Origin of the sequence: Rhizobium sp. BK379 (assembly GCF_014193955.1) — a bacterium.
GTDB lineage: Bacteria > Pseudomonadota > Alphaproteobacteria > Rhizobiales > Rhizobiaceae > Rhizobium.
The window spans coordinates 310033-333201 of the sequence record NZ_JACIAD010000010.1; the positions used below are offsets into that span (position 1 = coordinate 310033).

Genomic DNA, 23169 nt, shown 5'->3' on the forward strand with positions numbered 1-23169 from the left:
CAAGGTCAGCTGGCCGACGGCGACTTCACCGAAGTCATCAGATCGTCGTTCCAGTCCCCGGTGACCTTGAAGTGGGCAGCCGCACCGAGTTCGAATGCCTCGATGAGGTTGTGGTTGACATAGGCGTAGATGCCCGGCTGCGCGAAGGTGTAGAGCGCAGCACCCGCCGTGCCGCCCGGGATGAACCAGGTCTCCTGGTCCACGTCGGGCACGTTCGCAAATTTGCCGGTCGCCCAGACATATTCGCCATGGCCGCCGATGAGATGCGGCCGCGTATCGCGATTGGCCTGCGAATGGACGATGAGCACGGTCTCACCGACCTTGGCGGTCATGGCATTGTCGCCCGTCAGCGCGCCGACGGCGCCGTTGAAAACGATATGGGTGGGGGTCAGCGTCTTCATGACGGCAAGCGTATCCTCGTAGGCCTCGCCGGGACTGTCATATTTCTTGAATTTGCCGTCCTCATCGCGCGGGATGTAGAAGTCCTGCTCGCCGACATAGTAGATCTTGTCGTAGACGAGGGGTTTTCCGTGACCGTCGGTGAGACCTTCACGTGGAAGAACCATGATTGCGCCGTTCATCCCCGACGTGACATGCCAGGGTACCATGCCGGGAGGCGCGCAGTGGTAGACGAAGACGCCTGCCTTCGTCGCCTTGAAGCGCAGGACGGTGCTTTCGCCGGGGCCGACGACCGTCAATGCGCCGCCGCCAAGCCCGCCGGTTGCAGCGTGGAAGTCGATATTGTGCTGCATCGTGTTCGTTTCAGGATTGACCAGTGTCAGTTCCACATAATCGTCCTGGTGCACGACCATCATCGGACCAGGCACCGAACCGTCGAACGTCATCGCGTTCACCTCGGTCCCGTCCTTGTCGAGCACCATCTTCTTTTCCTGGATGGTCAGCGTGAATTCCTTGATCTTCACCCCACCCTCGGCTTTCTGGCTGTGGGGGTGGACGAAGGGCGGCTTGACCAATTCGACCTTCTCGCGCTGAAGCTTGGTGAAGTCGACGGTCGGCGCCTTCTTGGGCGTGTTCGCTGCCACCACCTCGTCGGCATGGGCAGCGTTATTCGCGATGATGATGGGCGTCAGCGCTCCTGCGACAGCAGCGCCCGCAAGCATCGTGCGACGGGTCATTTGCAGAGTATTCGTCATTTCTAATCTCCCGTAGTCGAAGAGCGAGCGAATGCCGCCCGGTCGAGAAGGAAGGTAGTAGAAACTCCGCTGGACTCTTTGATTTGGAGCAAACTGACTGTTTGTGTCAGCGCAAAGTTCTGCTGCCGCTATTTGCGTAATCTCAACGACTACCCCAAGAAACTTTTGCATTGCTGTGTCGTCAATTTGGAGACACGGAAATGAAAAACACTTCGGATGCCACGCGAGATCTTCCGCGCGGCATGTCGCGAACCGGACCGGTGCTCTTCTCCTACGGGTTCCGGCCCTTCTTTCTGGCATCGGCGCTTTGGGCCATCGCAAGCATAGCCCTATGGATGGCCTATCTCAGCTTCGGCGTTCCCGTCGCATCGGACTATGGGACATTGTACTGGCATGCGCATGAGATGCTGTTCGGTTTCGCGCCAGCCGTTCTGGCCGGCTTCCTGCTGACAGCGATCCCGAACTGGACCGGACGGCTGCCGATCGCGGGCAGGCCACTGGCGGTGCTGTTTGCGATCTGGTGCGCCGGCCGTATCACCATGCTGCTCAGCGGCTCGATCGGGATCGTGCCGGCCGCCGCGGTCGACAGCCTGTTCCTGCCGGTGATGCTCCTCATCTGCGCGAGAGAGGTTGTGGCTGGAAAAAAATGGAAGGATTTGAAGGTCATCGCCGGGCTTTTCGTCCTTTCGCTCGCAAATGTGCTTTTCCACATCGAGGTCATCGCCGGCGCAGGTCCGGAACTGGCCATACGTTTCGGGATCGGTGCCTACGTGCTGCTCGTGACGATTGTCGGGGGCCGAATCCTGCCGAGTTTCACCCGCAACTGGATCAATCAGTTCGGCCGTACGGACTTTCCGGTGCCGTATAACAGTTTCGATGCGGCAACCATCATCATCGGTGCTGTCGCGTTTGTCCTGTGGGCGTGCGCGCCGGATTCGACGGGAGCGTGCGGGACGGCGGGTGTCGCGGCGGTCCTCAACATGATCAGGCTTGTTCGCTGGCGCGGCTGGACCACCTGGCGGGAACCCATCCTGTTCGTCCTGCACGCCACGTTCCTGTTCGTACCGTTCGGTTTTGCCGCCATTTCGCTTCAAGCCGCAGGGTGGCTGCCCGAAGTGGCCGTGCTGCATGTCTTCGCGATCGGTACGATTTCGATGATGATGCTCGCAGTGATGACGCGGGCAACACGCGGTCATACCGGGCGGAAACAAAAATCGAGCCGGATGACCAATATTTCCTATGTCCTGGTTGGCTGTGTTGCCCTCGTTCGGCCGCTTGCCGAACTCATCCCGGCGCTGAGCACCGAGATCCTTGCGGTCGCCGCGATCGCCTGGACGGCGGCTTTCGGATTGTTCGTGGTGGAACATGCGCCGCTCCTATGGTCGGGGCGCAAGCCTCTGACGATGAGGGGAGGGTGACATTGCCGGCATCGAAAAGGCCGCACGAGCGGCCTTTTTTCGTTCAGCTGCGCTCGCCTCCCGGCACCATGCCCGAAAACCGCATTTCTTCGCTGAGCACACAGCCGTCCTCGTTGACGATCGCAATCCAGACCCGATTGCCGATACGGACGGAAAGACGCCGCTTGCCGGTGTCGTCACCGGCGCCGATCTCCACTCTCGAGCGGACAAAACCCCTGCGCAGATGATCCAGCAGGAGGTCGGGCGTAAGGCCGAAGCGCCCTGCGAGCACGGCAGCGTCGACGATGGGGCTGCCGTCTGTCTGCAATCCAAATAGGCTCGTCCTATCCGCAAAGTCTTCGCTCATGGCCTTTCCAATCAAATGGGAGGGCAGACTGGCCGTCCCTACTCGATGTGCAATCCTGCTCGTCGGGCGATCGGTCCGCCATAGGAAAAAACGTGACTGCAAAGCCTCAGGTCTTCGGCAGGCCGAAGAGCGATACCATGTCCGGCGACCAGGCCGGTTCGTAGACAAGGTCGACGACGGCTCGGCTTACGCCGGCAATATCCTCGATGCGCTGACGCGCCGCGTCGGCGATATAGCCGGACGCAGGACAGAAGCGGGTGGTCGTGGTCATCTTGATCTTCACGACCGCAGGCTCGGTGACATCGATTTCGTAGATAAGGCCGAGATCGACGATGCTCGTTCCCATTTCGGGGTCTTCTATCTCGCGCAGCGCATTGCGCACGTCCTGTTGCGTCACCTCAGGCACCAGCATTGTTCTGATCTCCCGTGGTCGTCCTGATCATGATTCGGTAGGTCTTGCCGGACGAATCGAAGTTGCCGATCCATTCGTGACCCCGTGCTTTCAATTCGTTGAAGAGGAAGACGGGTTCCCGGTTGAGAAGAGCAAACAGAACCTCGCCGTCGTCCATTGTCTCCAGCCGGGACAGAATGCGCTCCATCGGCTCCGGTGGCGCAAGGTCGGTCAGATCGAGGTTCCAGACTGGCTCGGGCCAGACCGCTTCCGTCGCGGCGATAGCGGGTTCCGATCGCTGAATGGGCTTGTTCGGGACGAAATCGATTTCCCAGTCATCGTCTGCCAGACGCTTTGCGACATGTGAATAGCCGCGCTTTTCGAGCTGGCGGATCAAAGGGACGGGCTCGAATATTGCGCGCAGCTTCAGACCCTCATCGGGATCGAGGCCGGCGAACGTGTCCATGATGAGCTGGAATGGCATACCGCCATCGCGCAGGATCTGTCGGACGTCGAGTTCACGGAACTGAACCATTGGCGTTACCTCTGTGGTTTGCGGCGACGAACAGCGCCGGTTTGTGAAAGGGTGCGGTCTTGATCTCTGGTTCTACATTCGCGAGCGCGCGGGCGAGCACCAGCTCGACGATAAGAGCGAGCGTCGATGCGGTTTGAACGATCGCGAACACACGAAAACCCAAGTCCCATCCAGCGCAGAGCGCGGCCGCGGCGCCGAATACCGAAACGTAGAAGATGCCAAGCCAGACGCCGGCGCGGCGCCCGTTGATCAGTTCGCCAAGCTTCGGCGTCGGTCTGCGGCCAAGAAGCGGACCGAAGGCTTCGATCCAGGTCAGGAATGGAACGATCTTCAGGAGCTGGGCGAGACCGAAGCCGGTGAGCCAGCCGAACACGAAAAGATAGACGATCGCCGATACGATACGCGTCTCGGCATCGAGGAAAAGGGACAACGCAAGAAGGGAGACGGAGAGGCCGAGCATCGCGAAGGCCGGCAGCGATCCCAGCGTATTCAGCTCGAGCGTGGGGCGGCGCCTGGCGTGATATGTTCGGTAAATTTCGAAGAGATAGGCGGCTACGATCAGCCCAAACAGCACCGCGGCCGACAGGAAAACCACGCGTGCAAAATCGGGTTCGACGGCGGCGGCGATCGCTGCCACCGACAGGAACACAACCGACAGTGTGCTCGCTCGGCGAACGAACTGGACCTTGCGCATGTCGTCGGACAGCAGGAACATCGGAAGCAGCTTATAACTGACGCCGATCGCCGCAAAGGTCATCCATCCGCCAAGGCCGAAGCTCGCGTGGAAGGCTACGGTTTCCATGCCATAGGCCACGATTTCGGGTGCTTCTACCTGGCCGGAGATCGTCAACGCAAACAGGGCGCCGAAGGCTGTCGTGACGAGCAGGCATCCGATACCGACAAGGACGATAAAAGAGGCGGCATGCACGCGTCTTCCTCGCCAGAGTAGGGCAGATAAGGATAGCGAAACAGCAGCGATGGAGGTTGAAATCGTAGCAGTCGCCGCAATCATCACCGGACCGGCCGCAGAGGAACCGAGGCCGATCAGATAAAAGCCCAGCATGAGAAATGCCGGGCCGGCGACCATGCCGGCAAAAATGGTTGGATCGACGCGGCTGGCCGGTCTGTCATTGCCTGTCAGGACCGGCGCGAACTGAAGCAACGATCCGATCATCAGAAGCAAAAGCCATCCGAGTGTCACGGCGTGCACGATGGCAAGCGCTCCAGGCTCGGCGATACCAAGGGAAGGCGTCCAGACGCCGGCTGCCAGCAGGCACTCCGCCAGCAGCAGGTAAGACAGCGCCGCGCCGAAATACGACATCGTCCACCGCGACAGGGTCGTGCCTACTGGCATCATGGCGCGTCTCCGGCGCTAGTGGCTGCCGCAGCAGCAGTCGCAACCCGCATCGAGGCGGGTGATCTCCACGCGCCAGACATCCGGCCCCTGTTCGAGATATTCCCAGGCGAATTTTCCGGGAAGGGCAGTGTCGAGCTGGTACTGCAGCGGACGAGGTTCGTGGTCGCTGGTAATGTGGAGGCTCTGGCCCGGTGTCAGCGAGTTCAGCGTGCCGAAGATCCGGGGATGGCGTTCGACGGGTGGCAGGATCCGGACGTCGATATGCGCAATCGCGGTCTGCGTGGCTGGCGCATCTGTCATTATGGCTGTTTCCTTCTGCCGCGGGATAACTGATGACCGGACCGCGACGCATCCTGTGTCGAGGCGGAAGATAGCCGGGTGCGGGTCAGGCGACTTTGACAGTGAGCAAACAGCCGGGCGATTGTTGGTTGTCCTGGACGCTGGCGACCGCCGAACTTGCTATTGTCAACTTTACACGGGTCGTTGTTGATCCAGGACAAGGAAGCCTGCCCCTTCGTCGGCCTATGAACATCATGATTGTCTCATGAAGGAAGCCGAAATGTCCGATGCCCTGGTCGCCAAATATGGCGAGGCCCGCCTGCCGCGTTACACCAGCTATCCGACCGCGCCTGCGTTTTCGCCAGCCGTCGGGCCGGAGCAATATGCGCAGGGTCTCGCGGAGGTCGCAGCTGCCGGACCTGTCTCCGTCTATCTGCACGTTCCCTTCTGTCGCTCCATGTGCTGGTATTGCGGCTGCCACACGACGATCACGCGCCAGGATGCGCCCGTGCTGGAATATCTCGACGTCCTGAGCCAGGAGATCGAACTCGTATCGCAGGCGGCTCGAAACGAGGTTCCGGTCAAAAACGTTCATTTCGGCGGCGGCACGCCGACGATCATGAAGCCGGACGAATTTACAAGCCTGATGGACAAGCTCAAGAGCGCATTCCAGTTTACCAGCGACTGCAGCGTTGCGGTGGAGATCGATCCGCGGACGCTATCGGGTGCAATGATTGCCGCACTCGGCGAGAACGGCGTCGACCGCGCAAGTCTTGGCGTCCAGAGCTTCGACCCGGTGGTCCAAAAGGCGATCAACCGGATACAGAGCTTCGAGCAGACCCAAGCCGCCGTGACGGGGCTACGAGGCTATGGTGTGACGAGCATCAATTTTGATCTCATCTACGGACTTCCGTATCAGACCATCCAATCCTGTATTGAAACGGTGAGGACGGCGGTCGAGCTGCGACCGGAGCGTTTCGCCGTTTTCGGATATGCCCATGTGCCGGCCTTCAAGAAGCATCAGCGGCTGATCGACGAAGCCGCGCTGCCTGATGCAACGCAACGCAACGAGCAGGCCGAGGCGATTGCCAGGGAGCTGGAGAGCGCCGGATATGTTCGTGTCGGCCTCGACCATTTCGCGTTGCCCGACGATCAGCTCGCCGTCGCCTCTCTTTCGGGAAGCTTGCGGCGGAACTTCCAGGGCTACACGACCGATGAATGTGAAACCTTGATCGGGCTCGGCGCTTCGGCGATCGGCCGGCTGCCTGATGGCTACGTCCAGAACCATGTCGCTCTTGGTCGCTATGCCGAGCGGATCGCTTCCGGAATCCTCGCGACGGCCAAGGGCTATGGGCTGACCGACGAGGACAAATTTCGCGCCAGGGTGATCGAACGGCTGATGTGCGACTTCAAGGTCGATCTCGCAAAGCTTGGCGCGGAGGCCGGCTACGATGCCGGCTTTCTCCTCGAGCGGAACGACCGGCTAGACAGCCTTGCGTCGGATGGTGTGGTGACGATCGAGAATGGCCGCATCACCGTCTCGAAGGAGCATCGCTTCATGGTCCGCGCCGTCGCGGCGGCCTTCGACGCCTATTTCGGCTCGTTCGGCCGGACGCACAGCAAGGCGGCATGATCGCCGTCCGAGCGCCACTTTTTGACAAGCGGCAGGTGACAACAACGATATGCCTGCCGGCCATCCCTCCTTTAGTTAGAAAAACCAGGCTGGAAGCGATTCCGCCTGGTTTCTGCGTGTGAAAGGCTCGGCTTTTTGCCTCGCTATGCCGTCAAGTTCCGGTAGATCGCCGGCAGTGCGCTCGGCAATTTCGAGATGTTCGACACGAGGGCAAAGCCGGATCTGCCGAAGATCGCCGGGAGATAGTCACCGGCGCTGCGGTCGACCGTGACGGCGAAGACCGCTTGTCCTTTCGTCCGTGCCTCCATGACGGCCTTGCGGCTGTCTTCGAGGGCAAAGCGACCCTCGTAGTGATCGACGTCGTTGGGTTTGCCGTCCGTCAGAATAAGCAGCAGCTTCTTTCTTGCGCCGTCGCTCTCCAGCTGCCTGGATATATGCCGGATGGCCGCTCCCATGCGCGTGTAGTAACCGGGTCTGAGGCTTGCGATGCGACTGGCGGTCCTGGCTGAGAATGTCTCTTCGAAATCCTTGATGGTCTCGACGCGAACCCAGTCGCGCCGACGCGACGTGAATGTCTTGATGGCAAAGCGGTCGCCGCAGGATTGCAGGCCGCGGGCAAGGATGTCGAGCGCCTGCATTTCGACGTCGAGAACCCTGCGATTGTCGACCCAAGAGTCCGTCGACAGTGAGACATCGACGAGGATTGAGGTCGCAAGCTCGTGGCTGGCAGGGCGGGCGCATCCGTAGATGCGATCATCCGGCTGGCCGGTGGCGATGAAGTCGATGCGGGAGCGGATGGCCGCTTCGAGATCGATCTGATCTCCGTCCAGTTGTGCCCTTCGCAGTTCCCGCTTCGGGCGCAGCGTCTCGAACTGGCGCCTGACCTTGCGCACGAGTGCGGCGTCGCTGACGATTGCCTGATCTGTCTTGTCGGAGGGTGAGCCGATCACCACGCGGCAGTGGTCGGCAAGGTATTGGCTCTTCCGGAAATCCCATTCCGGATAGGTGAATTCGCCGTCTATCGTCGCCGGGTCGGCGGCTTCCGGGGAGAGGTCCAGGTCGAAGTGAAATTTGGACTTCGGCCGTTCGCGCGTTTCGCTGAGTGCGATCTCCTCAAGTTCATCGGCCGCCGCCGGATCGTTCTCCTCGCTGTCATCGCTTGGGCGATCGACGTTGACCATTTCCGCCATGGCGAGGATTTTCTCGAAGCGGTTCAAAATGAAGGGATCGCGCTTGCGATCGTCGGCGTCGCGTTTGCGTGTTGCCTCATGCGATGGCCGCGCCTGTTGGTCGTTACCCGCCTGATCCGACGGAAGGTCATCGCGCTCTGACGAGTTCGTCTCACTGCGGCCCCTGAAATCCGGCCAGATCGGCAAAGGCAGCATAGGCAGATAGCCGGCAGGGGCGGCGGTTACCTTTGGGCGGACGGCGTCGGGAAGGGAATGATGCAAGGGAACGGTGAGTGCCAGTTGCGCGAATTCCTCGATCCACCGTTCGGCCTGAGGAAGCGCTCCGCGCCTGCGGCAGCCAAGCAGCGCCCGGGTGAGCCGCACATAGCGTGCCGCCATTCCTGGGAATCTCTGGATGACCAGGGCGGAATTTTCCCGACCCGCTTCGATCCGCCAGAGATCGGCGAGAGCCGGATCGGCAGGGGACAAAGCGGACGGCGCGGTCGCCACATAGGCGGCCAGCCAGAAGTAAAGATCCCGATTGAGCGAACGATCGTCGAAAAGATCGATAGCCGCCGGCAGGTGGATCGCCGTGCCGTCCCAGGTCGGGTGGTCCGATCTCTCCTCGCCGAGGCCGATGACTTGTCTGAGCCGCAGCCTGTGCATCGAGGTTTTCTGCCGGGCCCTCTGGATCTGCAGGGTGGCGTCCCCGCCGAAGGCCCTGAAGCAGACTGCGAGCTGCTGTCTGAGCTCGGCAAGGTGAACGGCCGCAGCCGGGTGGTGCGGCCATGAACTGGTATCGCCGACCAGCCGATGCCAGGCGCGGCCCACCGTCTCTTCGAGTTCCAGAAATTCCAGCATATTTCACCTATCCGATCGCGGCCCTGGCGACCTCGACGAGGGCGGCCTTGACGTCCGGCTCGTCGGTCAGCGGCTCGATGATGGCCGCCCGCACGGCGTCGATCGTCGGCAGGCCGGCGTCGATAAGCGAAGCGCAGTAGATCAGCAGGCGGGTCGAAACGCCTTCCTCCAGATCCTGGCCCTTGAGCGCGCGCAGACGCCGGGCAAGTTCGACGAGCGGTGCAACCTTGCCCTCGGCAAGGCCGCTTTCCAGAGATACTGTGGCGATTTCCCGCTCGCGCGGCAGGAAATCAAATTCAATCGAGACGAAGCGCTGACGCGTACTGGGCTTCAGCGCCTTCATCAGGTTCTGGTAGCCGGGATTATAGGAGACGACGACCATGAATCCGGGACCGGCTTCCAGGACTTCGCCGGTCCGCTCCAGCGGAAGGATGCGGCGGTCGTCCGTCAACGGATGGAGAACCACCGTCACGTCCTTGCGCGCCTCGACGATTTCATCGAGGTAGCAGATACCGCCGTCCCGAACGGCCTTGGTTAACGGGCCATCCATCCAGACCGTTTCGCCGCCCTTGAGAAGATATCGGCCGGTGAGGTCGGCGGCCGTGAGGTCGTCGTGGCAGGAGACTGTCGATAAAGGCAGGCCGAGACGGGCGGCCATGTGCTGAACGAAGCGTGTCTTGCCGCAGCCGGTCGGCCCTTTCAGCAGGATCGGGAGCTGTCGCGTCCAGGCGTGTTCGAAAAGTGCGCATTCGTTCCCCTGTGGCGCGTAGTGCGGTATCTCCACATCAGGATTGAGCGGGTGGTTGAAGGCTATTGTCATCTTTGTTCTCCAGGAAAATGGCCCGCCTCATTCGGCGGGCTGGACCACTGGGCTTGCGACGCGCGTCCGTCCGGGAACGAGCACCGACCAGATGAACATCAGGGCGCTGATGAACACGAAGATGCCGGAGCCAAGTCGCACCCAGTAGAAGAGAGCGAGCTGATCCTGGACGTCCATGTAGGACTGGCCGAGAACCCGCTGCAGGTGCACCTGGATGATGCCAGCGAATGTGAGCGCGAAGGTCATGACCGACATTGCGGTGCACATGATCCAGAAACTGGCGATCGACAGCCATTGATTATAGGGCGCGCGGCCGCGGATCTGTGGGACGGCATAGGCCATCGCCGCGAGATTGAGCATCACATAGGCGCCGAAGAAGGCCAGATGCCCATGAGCTGCGGTGACCTGCGTGCCATGGGTATAATAGTTGACCGACGACAGCGTGTGCAGGAAACCCCAGACGCCTGCCCCAAAGAAGGCCATGACCGAGCAACCGATCGACCAGAGGAGGGCGGCTTTGTTTTCGTGCTTTCGACCGGCGCGCCAGGTCATGACGAAGGTGAATACGACCATGGTGAAGAAGGGCGCCACTTCGAGCGTCGAGAAAAGCGATCCGATCCACTGCCAGTAGCCGGGGGCGCCGATCCAGTAATAATGGTGGCCGGTGCCGAGGATGCCGGAAAAAAGCGCCAGTCCGATGATGACGTAGAGCCACTTCTCGACCACCTCCCGGTCGATGCCGTTCAGCTTGATCATCAGGAAGGCGAGCACCGACGCCATGATCAGTTCCCAGACGCCCTCGACCCACAGATGGACGACATACCACCAGTACATCTTGTCGAGCGCGAGATTGACGGGGTTGTAGAAGGCGAAGAGGAAGAAGATCGCTACACCCCATAGGCCGAAGAGCAGGATGTTGGTGATTGTCGTCTTTCGTCCCTTGAGCGCGGTCATGGTGACGTTGAAGAGGAACATCAGCGCGACGATCACGATCCCGACCTTGATCGCGAAGGGCTGTTCCAGGAACTCGCGGCCTTCGTGAATATGGAAGAGATAGCCGACGACGGCGACTGCTGCGGCGATCAGAAAGATCCAGAACTGCGCGATTGCGATCTTGGTGCTGTAGAGCTCAGTTTCGCATTCCTCTGGCAGCAGGAAATAGGTCGTCCCCATGAAGCCCATCAGCAGCCAGACGATCAGCGCATTGGTGTGGATCATGCGCACGATGTTGAAGGGCAGTTCGACGGATAGCGTATTGGGCAGCACGTAGATGGTGCCGGCGAGCACGCCGAACAGGAGCTGGGCCATGAACAGGCCGAGAGCTCCGTAAAAGTAGAGCATTGCGACGCTCTGGGTCTTGTACTTCATTTCTATAGCCTCTCGCTGTCAGCCGGCCTGGTTCGGGGGCCAGTTCTGAGTATTGGTCTTGCTGACCCATTCGAGGAAATCGGCGAGGTCATTGACCTCCTGGTCTGTCAGGTTGAACTGCGGCATCTGCCGTCGACCCTCGATGCCGGAAGGTTGCGCCGCCATCCACGCGTGGAGCGCCTCGCGGGCATTCGCCGGATCCTTGTCCCCACCCCAGCGGATCCAGACATTCGACAGTTCCGGCGCGAAATAGGCGCCTTCGCCATCAAGGGTGTGGCAGTTGATGCAGGCGTTCTTTTCCCAGATATGTTTCCCGCGGGCGACGCCTTCCGTCAGCGTGGCCTCATTGGTGGAAACCGTGCGGATGTAGTAGTGACTGTGGGCCGTCAGGCCCACGAATATGGCGAAGAAAAATGCCGACCCGCCGTAGAACACGTTTCGGGCCGCGGTTTTTGTCAGGCGTTCAGCCATTGATCATCCTTTCATGTCAGTGGCGGTGCCGCCGTGACGTCGGAAATCGAGCCAGCGGGCTCGCTGGAAGGGAATGGCGGAATTCGACCGGGGGCTCTTTGCTCATTCGCAAGCAAGCCGACGAATGTGCGGCATGCCGGAGAAGCTGCACGCCGCGGACAGTCGGCACTCACGCGGGTGGCTTTTTGAAGAGCAGAGCGAAATGTCAGACGGACAGTTGCAAGGCGGCGCGCGTGACCGCGATCAACAGCACGAATGCCGCCCAGGACCACAAGGCCGCGATCAAGGGCGTCTGAGCTCCACGAAGTCCGAGAAAATCCAGCACAACGAGCCGGACCTTGGTGACGGCAATGACAGCGATCGTCACAGCGACCAGAACCGGAGGTACGCTATTCGGCAGAGCGTGTGTCAGGATGAACGTCGAGCCTGTCAGAGCAAAAAGCAGCAGTAAAGCGCGCGAGCAGTTCGGACGACCGGAGTGCTTCATAGCAGATAGATCACCGGAAACATGACGAGCCAGACGATGTCGATCACATGCCAGAGCGTGGTGATCAGGTGGACATTTTCCCGCGTCGGAAAAATTGCCACGAGGACGAGGATCATCGATCCGAAAGCCACATGCGTCAGATGAAATCCGGTGATGAGAAGATAGAGCTGCGAGAAGGGATCGCCGGACAGAAGGGACGCGCCTTCGAATGCATATTCCAGGCCTTTGAGCCCGCCGAATACGACCCCGCCCAGTGCCGCCGCAAGCAGCATCAAACGCCGGCGAGAGATTGCGCCCTGTTCGGCCGCGTTGGCGGCAAGCCAGCCGCTTGCCAGAAGCACGACCGTGTTGGCGATCGGCAAGGCATGATCAAGCCTTGCCTTGCCGGCTGCGAATGTTTCCGGATGCAGCACGGAGGCGACGACGAAGGCCGTCAGCAGCGCCCCGAAAGCGACCAGCTCGCTCCAGGCGAGGATCCATACCAGTAGATCGCCATTATCAATATCGCGTGTATCGCGGCTTGAGATCATCGAGGTCATGTTCTCAAGCCTATGACGAGGCTGAGTGCTCGTCTTTGTGAAACCGCAAACAGCTATGCCTCCTCCTGCGGACAGGCCGCTCGCCGAGCGAGGGCAATCTTTGACCGATCTCAAAGAAGCGATCGTTGCGGCTAGCTATGTTGCGGTCGCAAAGGAGACCTTATGAGCGACGCGCAAATCGGACTTTCGATAGCAACACCTGTCATCGTGATCTTCGCGATCATGCTTTACCGGATGGGCGTGCTGCAACGGACAGGTGTCGTGACTGCGGTCATTGCCGCGATCGCTATCGCCGCAAGCCTTTTTCTCCAGAGGTAAGCGATGAACCGCCCGACATCGGCATTTCACGAGCTTGAAGCGCGTTACGGCGAGCTCCTGTCCTGGTGCGAACTTCTTGAGGCGATCGCTGATTTCCTGCCATGTCGCGTCAATGAACGCCTTTGCGGCGCGGTCGCCGACGGGCTCCTTCCTCTGCTTCTGACCAGTCATCGACTGGAGGAACAGATCGGTTCCGACTGGCTGGGAGCGATCATGAGCGGCAGCGAGCGATCCGAGACGGAGAACCACCTCGAGGCTGGTCGACGGGTCAATCTGGAGTCGGGGGAGGATGTTGTGGAGGTGCTGCAGGCGTTACAAGGTTGCCGCTGCTCGCTGTCCTTCGACGCTGTCAACTACCTGCTCAGATCGTTCTTCTGTGGCTTGCGTCGGCATATCGCTGCCCAGCGTCGAATCATCAGACGGATAGACGCGGCATCCAGGATCGAGCTCGACGTGGCGTGATTGAGACATGCCTGTGGTCTATTCGGTTCCTGCCGGAAAGTCGCCTTCGAGATGGACGAGGTTGAAGTCGTCGATCAGGACCTGAAGGTCCACGCTCCAGCCCGCAGTATCTGAAAGCGGCAGGTTTCTCACGGCCCATGTGCCATCGGCAGCGTTTGTCAGTCCGTATTTGAGAGGCTCGATCCCTTGCAAGCTGTTCCTTAGGCTCAGAGATACGCTTCGTGGCTGCATCGGATCGAATTCCGGTGTCAGGATCGAAACGCGGATATCGACCATACCGTCAGGCTGCGGCGACATTTCGAGTTCCGCCATTGTCTTCTGCCCATGGAGATGGAGTGACACGGGCGGTTTGGCATACGCGTATTGATATTGTTCAGGACCGGCGAAACGCCATAGCGAGGCGGCAGCGACGATCAAAAGCGCAAGCCCGATCTCGCCGCCAATGCTCAAGCGCAGCCTGCGCCGGGCGACAGCCTCCCCCGCCAGCGCCGGAGCAGTCAGCCAGAAACGATTGTAGAGGGCGATCCCGCAGAGGACCGCGACGAGGGCTATCTTGACGGCCAGCACGCGCACAAACAGCGACGACCATGCGATGTCGATGCGGGGTATTTCCATCACTGCAAGCACAAGTCCCGCCAGCAACATAAGGACGAAGGGGACCGGTATCAGGCGAGAGAAGAAGCGCAGCGAATGCTGATCGCCAGCAGATCGGCTGAGACGCAGCAGTGGCAGCAGGCTTCCGATCCAGAAAATCAAGATAGCGGCATGCAGGAGGATTGACGCCTGTGCGATGAAGCGCGGTTGCGCAATCGAACTGTGGCCGGTCAGCGTGAAGGCAAGTGAGGCAACGGCAAGTGCGGTAGCCGAGACTATGCGTGCGGACTGCGGACGACGGACAAACGGCAAAAGAGCAAGCACAATTGCCACCAGCTTGAGGCATTGGGCGATCCCCGTTCTGTCGGAAAAAGCCTGGGCAAACGGCTCTAATCCGGCCCAGCCAGGGCCCAGGCCAATGTCGTCCAGTCCCTGAAGATAAAGCCCCGTCATGATAAACACGATTGCTGCCGCAGCGAGGGCGGGAGATTCCGCGCGCCTGCCTGCCGGAGAAAGCCAGCAATTGAAAAACGAGCCGCCGACAATGATGGCGAGACCGAGTGTCGAACCGATGGTGACGAGCCAGAGGGCGCCATGCAACGCCTTCGACGGTCTATCGGAAACACTGCTGGCGGGGGCCGAGGGTTTGCCGACATGAAAGACGACGGATCCGCCGACCGGATGGCCGTCCTCAGAGGCCACCCTGTAGCTGAAGATCACTGTGCCTTCTGCAAGCGGGCGGGGAAGGGGCGCTTCGACTTCGGCACCCGTCGAGCTCGCTGAAATCTCTCTGGCAACGCCATCGCCTGCGGCCACGCCGAAGCGAACGACCCTGACGGCTTCGTTGAAGCGCAACAGGATTTTTTCCGGCGCGGCGGCAAGAATATCATTATTCGCGGGCGATGATGCGATCAGGACAGCATGGGCGTCTGCCCCGGCTGCCAGCAGAAGAAACAGCCCCGCGACACGCGCGAGCATGCAAAGGGTGGCCCATAGGGGAAAATTCCACGCCATGGGCGACCCATCTCAGGAACGAGGCTGAACGACGACGTCGAAAAACGGCGCCGGCGTCTCATAATCATCCGACGTCTTGCCTGCAGCGGGAATGTCAATCCAGCGCTCGACCGCGCCTTCGGTGCATTCCTGGACGACAGGGACGTAAATCCGTGTCGCTGCCGGCAGTTCCTTCGCCACGGTGGCGCGAAACACGAATTCATCATATTCGTCGTCGGCAAGCTGGCCGCCCTGCCATACGATCTCGGTCAGGCCTTCCTTGACCGGCTTGCCGTAGAGATCATAGCTCTTTTCGTAGGTTCCGCGGATTTTTTCCACCGTCCAGCCCACCTTGGGCATCGGTTTGGCAGACAGCAATCCTTCGGGGATTTTTACCCGGATCCTGACGGTTGCCTTGCCTTCGCAGCCGTGGCCCACGCGCAGCACGGCCTTGTAGGCCTTGCCGGATACCGCTTCGGTCTGCTCGAGAGTGATATGGGCCTGCGCCGATCCGGCAATACAAAACATGCCCGCCACGGTGAGGGCCAACTGTCTGATCATCACATGTCTCCTGGTCCGCAGGTGGGGCGCATCGCGCGCCACCTGTGATCGCTCCTGCGTTATTGGGTGACCTGCGCGATCTGTGCGAGATCGGCGTCAAGGCGCTTACGCACCATGTTCGGAAGCTTGGCAGTCTTGATGACTTCGAGGTTGGTGGGGTTTTCGCCAACCTGGATCAGCGCCACCATACCCATGCCTGCATGCGGTGTGCACTTGATCACATAGGCGCCGGGCACGTCGAATTTGGCTTGGTACTGCTCGCTCGCCTTGGATTTGAACTCCGCAGCCCCATCCGGAATAAGGCCCTTGTAGGTCTCGGCATTGTGGCTCTTGTCGGTGGGCACAAAGGTGACAGTGTCGCCGGGAGCGATCTTGACGAATCCCGGCTCGAAGACCATCGCGCCGTCGGCGCCCTTGTTGAGCATCTGGATCTGATGGTCGGCGGCCATGAGCGGCGCTGCCGATGCCATCAGAACCGCTGCGGCAGCGATCAGTCCAAAATTCAGACGCATTGCATTTCTCCTATCGTTCGGGGCCGACCTTGGCCTCGGCTAGGGTTTAGGACATGCAAGCGGCTCACTCTTTGATGCCCGTCAAATTGGCTGTGCCAATTCAGCGACCGGCGGCTCTCCCCGGTGTGTTTTCGACGACAGGTAACAGAACGGTTGAGCCGCCGCAGATCATCGCTGATAACGGCATCAATCTCCTGACCGTTGGGCATCCTCCCAACTGCTGGAAGACTGACTTCAGGCCCAGCGCGAGTGCAGGTTTGCCCTCCCGGAGCCGTCGGGAGTCCCGGTGGGCGAGCAGGTTGCTGGGTTTTTGAGAGAGTTTACGCGCGTCCGCCTCACCGGGCGTCGATGAGCTCGCGTATCTTCAGGGCAAGGTCACGCGCAGTGTATGGCTTTCGAAGCCATTGCGCTCCGGTGATGACCTCGTTTGCCGCCAGTGCTGGCTCGGAATATCCCGAGGTGAAGAGTACGGCGAGGTGTGGCCGTTCCACACGGGCAGCCCTTGCCAGCTCGTCGCCGGTCATGCCTCCGGGCATAACGATGTCGGTGAACAAAAGCGCGACATCGGGCTGGTCCTTGAGCAATTGAAGGGCGCGGCGGCCATTATCCGCCTCGATCACCGAATATCCCATCCCGGCCAATCGGGCGACCGCAACCCTTCGGACGCGTGAATCATCCTCGACCACGAGAATGCGTTCGTCGCCACCCGGCAGTGCCGCTTCGGCCTTGCCGCCAGCCGTCGCTTCATCCCTTGCGCCGGCGCTCGAAAGCGCGGGCAGGTAGATACGGATCGTCGAGCCGCGACCGACCTCGCTGTAGATTTGCAGGTGGCCGCCCGATTGCTTGACGAAGCCGTAGACCATGCTGAGGCCCAGTCCGGTTCCCGATCCGACTTCCTTGGTGGTGAAGAAGGGCTCGATCGCACGCTTCTTGACCTCTTCGGTCATGCCGTCCCCGGTATCGCTCATGGAGACGAGGACGAAATTGCCGCTGCGAACTTCCGGATACATTTTCGCGTAGTCCGCATCGAGCTGCACACGCGAAACCTCGGTGGTCAGAGTGCCGCCTTTCGGCATGGCGTCGCGCGCGTTCAGAGCGATGTTGAGGATCGCGTTCTGCAACTGGGAACTGTCGACCAGCACGTTGAAATCGGATCCCGAAAGGACCGTTGACAATTTGATGTTTTCACCGAGCGTCCTTCGCAACAGGTCGGAAAAGCCGGTGACGAGCCGGCCGAGATCGGCCTGCTTCGGGTTCAACGGTTGACGTCTTCCGAAGGCCAGCAATTGTCCGGTGAGCTTTGCGCCGTCGGCCGCGGCATCCTGCGCTTCCTGCAGCATGTCGCGCAGCGGGCCTGACGGGAGCTTGTCCTCGATCATTTCCAGATTGCCGCTGATGACGGTGAGGAGATTGTTGAAGTCGTGCGCCAGCCCGCCGGTCAACTGACCCACGGCTTCCATCTTTTGGGCCTGGCGAAGGTCCTCCTCGATCTTGAACCTGCTGGTCAGATCGCGAACGAAGCCGGTGAAGATCCGTTCGCCATTTGCCGTTGCCTCGCCGACGTGAAGTTCCATCGGGAACTGGGTGCCGTCAGCGCGCTGGCCCGTTACGACGCGACCGTAACCGATGATCCGCTTCTCGCCCGTCTGCATGTAATGGTCGATATATCTGTCATGGGCTGCGCGATAGGGTTCGGGCATCAGCTTTTTGACGTTCTGGCCGCAGATTTCTTCAGAGCTGAAGCCGAAGAGCATCTCAGCCGCTTTGCTGAACGACATGACATTGCCGTTCTGGTCGATGACAACCATCGCATCGGGTACTGTGTCGAGGATTGATGACAGGTGTGCCTCGCGCGCCAGCACAGCCTCTTCCGCCTTGCGCAGGGCACTGATATCGCTGTTTGCCTCGATGACGACGGGATCGCCGTCTGGAAGATTGACGAGAACGCAGCGTGTCGTCACGTACATGTCGCGACCGTTCTTGTGACGATGAACGACCTCGCCTTGCCAGAAGCCCCGCGTCGTCAGATGCGCGCGTATGGTGTCCATAGGCTCGGGAAAGCGCGCATCGAGCAAAGTATAGACGGATTCGCCCACGGCCTCTTCACGAGACCAGCCATACATGTTCTCGCTGCCGATCGACCAATGGGTGATCGTGCCTTCGAGCCGGTGCACGATGATGTCGGCCCCGTCGAGCACATGTACGAGCGCGTCCAGTTCCTGGGGCGATGCGATGCGCGGCGAGATCAGACGGTGAGGCATAGACATTCGTTCCGGAGTCAGTGGACGCTACCCCTATGGCAGGTTCTGTCCGAAAAATCATCCACGTTGCCCGACAACTGGGCGAGGCGGGCCAGATTGACGATGCGCAGATTGTGCCGGCCGTCCGGAATGACGATCTTCCTCTGGGCGAGCTTGCTGATCGAGCGCGAAACGGTTTCGATGGTCAGGCCGAGATAATCGGCGATGTCCTGCCGGCTCATCGGCACCTCGAGCAGCCCCTGATGGAGCGTTTCGCCATCACGGGTCGCAAGCTTCATGAGAAAGGTGCAGAGGCGTTCCTCGGCATTTTTCCTGGACAGGAGCACGAGCTGGTCGTGGGCCGACGCGGTCTCCCTGCAGAGCAGGCTGATATAGGCCGGCCGCAGAAGGTCGGAACGCTCGATCTCTTCCTGGAACTGTTTGCGCGAGAGGCGGCGAATCTTGCAATCCGTCACGGCTTCGGCGGTAAACAGGAAATCGCCCTGCAGGAAAGAGCCGACGACATCGCCGGCGAAGTGAAAGGCGGTGATGACCCGGCGCCCGTCGCCGATGATGCGATGAAGCCGAACGACGCCTTCGGTGATCTGGAACAGATGCCGTGCGGCATCACCCTCCCAGCAGATCGCCTTTCCCGCCTCGACCGTTTCGGTCGCCGACATCTGGAAAAGCGACGACAACGAATTGCCCTGAACCGCCTTTACGCCAAGATCGACGTTCTCGAATGCCTGCTGGCCCTGCATCAACATCCCAATGATCCCCGTGCCCTGATTGAATGTGAGGCCAATAGAAAGGCGTTCGGTCACAGCGGAATGAGCAGACGGTGCCAAAGGGTAAGACCCTGTAACAGTCTGTAACAACGGGCAAAGCTACGCCTTCGTTGACCTGGATCAAGGAACAGACGGGGTCTCCATGACAGTCGTTCCTCAAAGTACGAGAAAGGCGACCGCGCTGTGGTCGTCTGCGCACTGGGGACGTCATCATGAACTATACTACGGAAACCATGGTGGTCGCCGTGGGAGCATTCCTGGCATTGCTTGGCGCTGCTTTCGCCCACGACCATCTATTTTCAATCCACATGGGGATATTGAGCTTCTGCCTTTTTGCGGGAACGCTACTTCTCGTCAGGAACGTGGATTTCTCGCCGGCAGGGCGGCTGCCGAAAGCGGACCCAACGGGTTATTTCGACGAGGTCATCCGCTATGGCTTGATCGCCACCGTGTTCTGGGGCGTCGTCGGTTTCCTCGTTGGCGTCGTCATTGCGGGGCAATTGGCGTTCCCCGATCTCAATTTCGCTCCCTATCTGAATTTCGGCAGGCTCCGGCCCGTCCACACCTCGGCGGTGATCTTCGCCTTCGGCGGCAATGCGCTGATCATGACGTCCTTCTACGTCGTCCAGCGCACCTGTCATGCGCGCCTCTTTGGCGGCAGCCTCGCCTGGTTCGTCTTCTGGGGCTATCAGCTCTTCATCGTCATGGCGGCGACAGGCTATGTCCTCGGCATCAATCAGGCGCGCGAATATGCCGAGCCTGAATGGTACGTCGACCTGTGGCTGACGATCGTCTGGGTCGCCTATCTCGCCGTCTTCCTCGGCACCATACTGAAGCGCAAGGAGCCACATATCTATGTGGCGAACTGGTTTTATCTCGGTTTCATCGTGACGATCGCGATGCTGCACGTCGTCAACAATCTTGCCGTGCCGGTTTCCTTCCTCGGCTCGAAGAGCTACTCGCTGTTTTCGGGGGTTCAGGACGCCCTGACGCAATGGTGGTACGGCCACAACGCCGTCGGTTTCTTCCTGACGGCCGGTTTCCTCGGGATGATGTATTATTTCGTGCCCAAGCAGGCGAACCGCCCCGTCTATTCCTACCGGCTGTCGATCATCCACTTCTGGGCGCTGATCTTCATGTATATCTGGGCCGGGCCGCATCACCTGCACTACACCGCGCTTCCGGACTGGGCGCAGACGCTGGGCATGGTCTTCTCGGTCATGCTCTGGATGCCCTCCTGGGGCGGCATGATCAATGGTCTGATGACGCTGTCGGGCGCTTGGGACAAGATCCGTACCGATCCTATTATCCGCATGATGATCGTCGCCATCGCCTTTTACGGCATGTCGACCTTCGAAGGCCCGATGATGTCGATCAAAACGGTGAACTCGCTAAGCCACTACACCGAGTGGACCATCGGTCACGTGCATTCGGGTGCGCTCGGCTGGGTCGGCATGATCACCTTCGGTGCGATCTATTACATGACGCCGAAGCTCTGGGGCCGCGAACGCCTCTACAGCCTGCGCATGGTCAACTGGCACTTCTGGCTCGCAACGCTCGGCATCGTCGTCTATGCGGCGGTCCTGTGGGTCGCCGGCATCCAGCAGGGCCTGATGTGGCGCGAATATAATTCCCAGGGCTTCCTCGTCTACTCCTTCGCCGAGACCGTGGCGGCGATGTTCCCATACTACGTATTGCGCACGCTTGGCGGTGGTCTCTACCTCGCCGGCGGTCTCGTGATGGCCTGGAACGTCTTCATGACAATTCGGGGCCATCAGCGCGACGAAGCCGAAATTCCTACTGCCTATGTGCCGCAGGCACAGGCTGCCGAGTGAGGTGACACATGGCATCAATCCTGGACAAACATCAGATCCTCGAGAAAAACGCGACCCTCCTTCTGGTCGGCTCGCTGCTCGTCGTCAGCATCGGCGGTATCGTCGAAATCGCCCCGCTGTTCTACCTGCAGAACACGATCGAGAAGGTGGAGGGGATGCGTCCCTATACGCCGCTCGAACTGGCAGGCCGCAACATCTATATCCGTGAGGGCTGCTATCTTTGCCATAGCCAGATGATCAGGCCGTTCCGCGACGAGGTGGAGCGCTACGGCCATTACTCGTTGGCAGCCGAATCCATGTACGATCACCCCTTCCAATGGGGCTCGAAACGCACGGGCCCGGATCTCGCGCGCGTGGGCGGCCGCTATTCCAACGAGTGGCATGTCCAGCACTTGTCGAACCCGAGGGCCGTCGTGCCGGAATCGATCATGCCGAGCTATGCCTTCCTCAAGGAGCACGAGATCACCGTCAAGGACGTCGGCATGGACCTGAAAGCGAATGTTGATGTCGGCGTACCCTATAGCGACGACATGATCGCCAATGCGGAGGCGGACATGAAGATGCAGGCCGACCCGAACGCCGATACGACGGCGCTTCTCGCGCGATATCCCAAGGCCAAGGTCGGCGACTTCGATGGCGATCCCAAGAAGCTCACCGAGATGGATGCCCTTGTGGCCTACCTGCAGATGCTCGGCACGCTCGTCGACTTCTCAACCTATGACGACGCCACCGGCTACCGATGAGGTGAAACATGGAAACCTACACCGCAATGCGGCACTTCGCCGACAGCTGGGGCCTGCTGGCAATGACGGCCTTCTTTATCGGAGCGGTGATTTTCACGCTCCGTCCCGGCGGCAAACAGGCCGCCAAGGATGCCGCCAATATTCCTTTGAAGGACGATTGAGATGTCGGAAAAACATATCGATGAAATCAGCGGCGTCGAAACCACCGGCCATGAATGGGACGGGATCCGTGAATTGAACAATCCAATGCCACGGTGGTGGGTTTGGACCTTCTATGCGACGATCCTGTGGGCAATAGGCTATGCGATCGCCTATCCGGCCATTCCGATGATCACATCAGCCACCAAAGGCTATTTCGGCTTTTCGAGCCGCGCCGAACTGCAGCAAGACCTTGATCTGGCCAAGGCCTCGCAGACGAAGTTTCACGACATGATCGCCGCCAAGACCGTCCAGGAAATCGATGCCGACCCGGCGCTTCGCGAATTCGCGATCGCCGGCGGCGCCTCCGCCTTCAAGGTGAATTGCGCGCCGTGCCACGGTTCCGGTGCGAGCGGTGGACCTGGTTTCCCGAACCTCAACGACGATGATTGGCTCTGGGGTGGTGACCTTGATTCCATCCAGACGACGATCGCCCATGGCATCCGCTTCGACGGCGACACGGACACGCATGTCTCCGAAATGCCTGCTTTCGCAGACATGATCGACAAGGATCAGATCCGCCAGGTCGCAGCCTATGTATGGAGCCTGACGAACAAGCCATCCGACGAAGGGCTAGTGGAACCCGGCAAGCAGGTATTCGTGGACAATTGTGCGGCCTGTCACGGCGAGGATGCCAGGGGCAAGGCGGAGATGGGCGCACCGGATCTTGCCGATGCCATCTGGCTGAAGGGCAGGGGTGAAGACGCCATCATCAGACAGGTAGCAGCTCCAAAACATGGCGTCATGCCGGCCTGGTCCGCGCGCCTTGGGGACACGACCGTCAAGGAACTCACCGTCTTCGTCCACTCGCTCGGCGGCGGCCAATAAGGAACCTGCACGATGACGAACCATGACCATAATGCGCTCCTTGAACTCTATGGCACCCCGCGTGCGGTGATCCGCTCGCGTGTGTCGATGCGGGCAAGGTCCGCACCACCATCCTGCGAACAGGAAGATCCTGCAAAGATCGGCAGTTCGATCGTAAGTTTGATCTGCCTCAAAGATCACAACCCGACCAGCCGCTAAATCTGCAAACGAGGACGTCCCAGCGGCTTCTCCCCGTTGTCCTCCAGGCCGTGCCCTCTCTCCCGGGCGCG

The 23169-nt window shown here is 60.2% G+C and carries 26 protein-coding genes; 9 read left to right on the forward strand and 17 right to left on the reverse strand.

The genetic code is table 11. The features are described 5' to 3' along the window. Positions 1-5: 5 nt before the first annotated feature. Entirely contained in the window at positions 6-1154 is a 1149-nt protein-coding gene (gene nirK / locus FHT93_RS33290) for a copper-containing nitrite reductase (RefSeq protein WP_113015200.1), read from the reverse strand. A 200-nt stretch (positions 1155-1354) separates the two neighbouring features. Between nirK and FHT93_RS33295 the strand changes: the two genes are divergently transcribed. Beyond that, a complete protein-coding gene (locus tag FHT93_RS33295) occupies positions 1355-2572 on the forward strand; it encodes an NnrS family protein (protein ID WP_183851262.1) in 1218 nt (405 codons plus the stop codon). A gap of 43 nt (positions 2573-2615) precedes the next feature. Here FHT93_RS33295 and FHT93_RS33300 read toward each other — a convergent pair whose 3' ends face one another. The 5 genes from FHT93_RS33300 to FHT93_RS33320 all read right to left on the reverse strand — a co-directional run bounded on the left by FHT93_RS33300 (position 2616) and on the right by FHT93_RS33320 (position 5501). Further along, positions 2616-2918, reverse strand: coding sequence for a DUF6522 family protein (locus FHT93_RS33300; RefSeq protein ID WP_113015198.1), 303 nt, complete (start codon positions 2916-2918; stop codon positions 2616-2618). A gap of 106 nt (positions 2919-3024) precedes the next feature. Further along, on the reverse strand, positions 3025-3330 hold the full coding sequence (locus FHT93_RS33305; protein WP_112971444.1) for a metal-sulfur cluster assembly factor: 306 nt from the start codon (positions 3328-3330) through the stop codon (positions 3025-3027). Next, positions 3317-3844, reverse strand: coding sequence for a DUF2249 domain-containing protein (locus FHT93_RS33310; protein ID WP_112546991.1), 528 nt, complete (start codon positions 3842-3844; stop codon positions 3317-3319). Before FHT93_RS33310 ends, FHT93_RS33305 begins: the two co-directional genes overlap by 14 nt. Next, entirely contained in the window at positions 3828-5201 is a 1374-nt protein-coding gene (locus tag FHT93_RS33315; protein WP_113015196.1) for a hypothetical protein, read from the reverse strand. Before FHT93_RS33315 ends, FHT93_RS33310 begins: the two co-directional genes overlap by 17 nt. Positions 5202-5216: 15 nt before the next feature. Next, positions 5217-5501, reverse strand: coding sequence for a DUF2249 domain-containing protein (locus FHT93_RS33320; RefSeq protein ID WP_112546989.1), 285 nt, complete (start codon positions 5499-5501; stop codon positions 5217-5219). Between the two features lie 259 nt (positions 5502-5760). Here FHT93_RS33320 and hemN point away from each other — a divergent pair, with 259 nt between their 5' ends. Further along, entirely contained in the window at positions 5761-7113 is a 1353-nt protein-coding gene (gene hemN, locus FHT93_RS33325; RefSeq protein WP_113204086.1) for an oxygen-independent coproporphyrinogen III oxidase, read from the forward strand. A 143-nt stretch (positions 7114-7256) separates the two neighbouring features. Here the strand turns inward: hemN and FHT93_RS33330 are convergent, their stop codons facing one another. The 6 genes from FHT93_RS33330 to FHT93_RS33355 form a co-directional block, all read right to left on the reverse strand. Then, a complete protein-coding gene (locus FHT93_RS33330; RefSeq protein WP_183851263.1) occupies positions 7257-9143 on the reverse strand; it encodes a VWA domain-containing protein in 1887 nt (628 codons plus the stop codon). 7 nt (positions 9144-9150) lie between these two features. Beyond that, positions 9151-9963: a CbbQ/NirQ/NorQ/GpvN family protein gene (locus FHT93_RS33335; RefSeq protein WP_112546987.1), complete on the reverse strand. Its 813-nt coding sequence runs from the start codon at positions 9961-9963 to the stop codon at positions 9151-9153. 27 nt (positions 9964-9990) lie between these two features. Further along, complete coding sequence (locus FHT93_RS33340; RefSeq protein ID WP_113117630.1) at positions 9991-11331, reverse strand: cbb3-type cytochrome c oxidase subunit I; 1341 nt, start codon at positions 11329-11331, stop codon at positions 9991-9993. 18 nt (positions 11332-11349) lie between these two features. Continuing rightward, complete coding sequence (locus FHT93_RS33345) at positions 11350-11802, reverse strand: cytochrome c (RefSeq protein ID WP_007823770.1); 453 nt, start codon at positions 11800-11802, stop codon at positions 11350-11352. Positions 11803-12007: 205 nt separating this feature from the next. Beyond that, on the reverse strand, positions 12008-12289 hold the full coding sequence (locus FHT93_RS33350) for a cytochrome C oxidase subunit IV family protein (RefSeq protein ID WP_113204038.1): 282 nt from the start codon (positions 12287-12289) through the stop codon (positions 12008-12010). Next, complete coding sequence (locus FHT93_RS33355; RefSeq protein ID WP_183851264.1) at positions 12286-12828, reverse strand: cytochrome c oxidase subunit 3; 543 nt, start codon at positions 12826-12828, stop codon at positions 12286-12288. Before FHT93_RS33355 ends, FHT93_RS33350 begins: the two co-directional genes overlap by 4 nt. Before the next feature lie 162 nt (positions 12829-12990). Between FHT93_RS33355 and FHT93_RS33360 the strand changes: the two genes are divergently transcribed. Further along, the gene (locus FHT93_RS33360) at positions 12991-13146 is read left to right on the forward strand and encodes a hypothetical protein (protein ID WP_007823775.1); all 156 of its coding nucleotides are present in this window, start codon (positions 12991-12993) and stop codon (positions 13144-13146) included. Positions 13147-13149: 3 nt separating this feature from the next. Further along, a complete protein-coding gene (locus FHT93_RS33365) occupies positions 13150-13608 on the forward strand; it encodes a hypothetical protein (RefSeq protein WP_183851265.1) in 459 nt (152 codons plus the stop codon). Positions 13609-13626: 18 nt separating this feature from the next. Here the strand turns inward: FHT93_RS33365 and FHT93_RS33370 are convergent, their stop codons facing one another. The 5 genes from FHT93_RS33370 to FHT93_RS33390 all read right to left on the reverse strand — a co-directional run bounded on the left by FHT93_RS33370 (position 13627) and on the right by FHT93_RS33390 (position 19275). Continuing rightward, complete coding sequence (locus FHT93_RS33370) at positions 13627-15216, reverse strand: copper resistance protein CopC (protein ID WP_183851266.1); 1590 nt, start codon at positions 15214-15216, stop codon at positions 13627-13629. 12 nt (positions 15217-15228) lie between these two features. Beyond that, positions 15229-15756, reverse strand: coding sequence for a DUF1775 domain-containing protein (locus FHT93_RS33375; RefSeq protein ID WP_113015191.1), 528 nt, complete (start codon positions 15754-15756; stop codon positions 15229-15231). Between the two features lie 59 nt (positions 15757-15815). Beyond that, a complete protein-coding gene (locus FHT93_RS33380) occupies positions 15816-16268 on the reverse strand; it encodes a pseudoazurin (protein ID WP_113015190.1) in 453 nt (150 codons plus the stop codon). A 335-nt stretch (positions 16269-16603) separates the two neighbouring features. Next, positions 16604-18529, reverse strand: a complete 1926-nt coding sequence (locus tag FHT93_RS33385) for a PAS domain-containing sensor histidine kinase (protein ID WP_183851267.1) — start codon at positions 18527-18529, stop codon at positions 16604-16606. Between the two features lie 17 nt (positions 18530-18546). Continuing rightward, the gene (locus FHT93_RS33390; RefSeq protein ID WP_113147688.1) at positions 18547-19275 is read right to left on the reverse strand and encodes a helix-turn-helix domain-containing protein; all 729 of its coding nucleotides are present in this window, start codon (positions 19273-19275) and stop codon (positions 18547-18549) included. Positions 19276-19508: 233 nt separating this feature from the next. On the opposite strand from FHT93_RS33390, the gene ccoN reads away from it, so the two are divergent. From ccoN to FHT93_RS35785, 5 genes are read left to right on the forward strand one after another with little or no spacing between them, the layout of a single operon-like run. Further along, positions 19509-21131, forward strand: coding sequence for a cytochrome-c oxidase, cbb3-type subunit I (gene ccoN, locus FHT93_RS33395; protein ID WP_183851268.1), 1623 nt, complete (start codon positions 19509-19511; stop codon positions 21129-21131). 8 nt (positions 21132-21139) lie between these two features. Continuing rightward, positions 21140-21874, forward strand: a complete 735-nt coding sequence (gene ccoO / locus FHT93_RS33400) for a cytochrome-c oxidase, cbb3-type subunit II (RefSeq protein ID WP_112546976.1) — start codon at positions 21140-21142, stop codon at positions 21872-21874. A gap of 8 nt (positions 21875-21882) precedes the next feature. Then, positions 21883-22035 (forward strand): cbb3-type cytochrome c oxidase subunit 3, encoded by a 153-nt coding sequence (locus FHT93_RS33405; RefSeq protein ID WP_112546975.1) that lies wholly within the window; start codon positions 21883-21885, stop codon positions 22033-22035. Position 22036: 1 nt separating this feature from the next. Continuing rightward, positions 22037-22900, forward strand: coding sequence for a cytochrome-c oxidase, cbb3-type subunit III (ccoP, locus tag FHT93_RS33410; protein WP_112546974.1), 864 nt, complete (start codon positions 22037-22039; stop codon positions 22898-22900). 12 nt (positions 22901-22912) lie between these two features. Beyond that, complete coding sequence (locus FHT93_RS35785) at positions 22913-23098, forward strand: hypothetical protein (RefSeq protein WP_112546973.1); 186 nt, start codon at positions 22913-22915, stop codon at positions 23096-23098. Positions 23099-23169 lie beyond the last annotated feature (71 nt).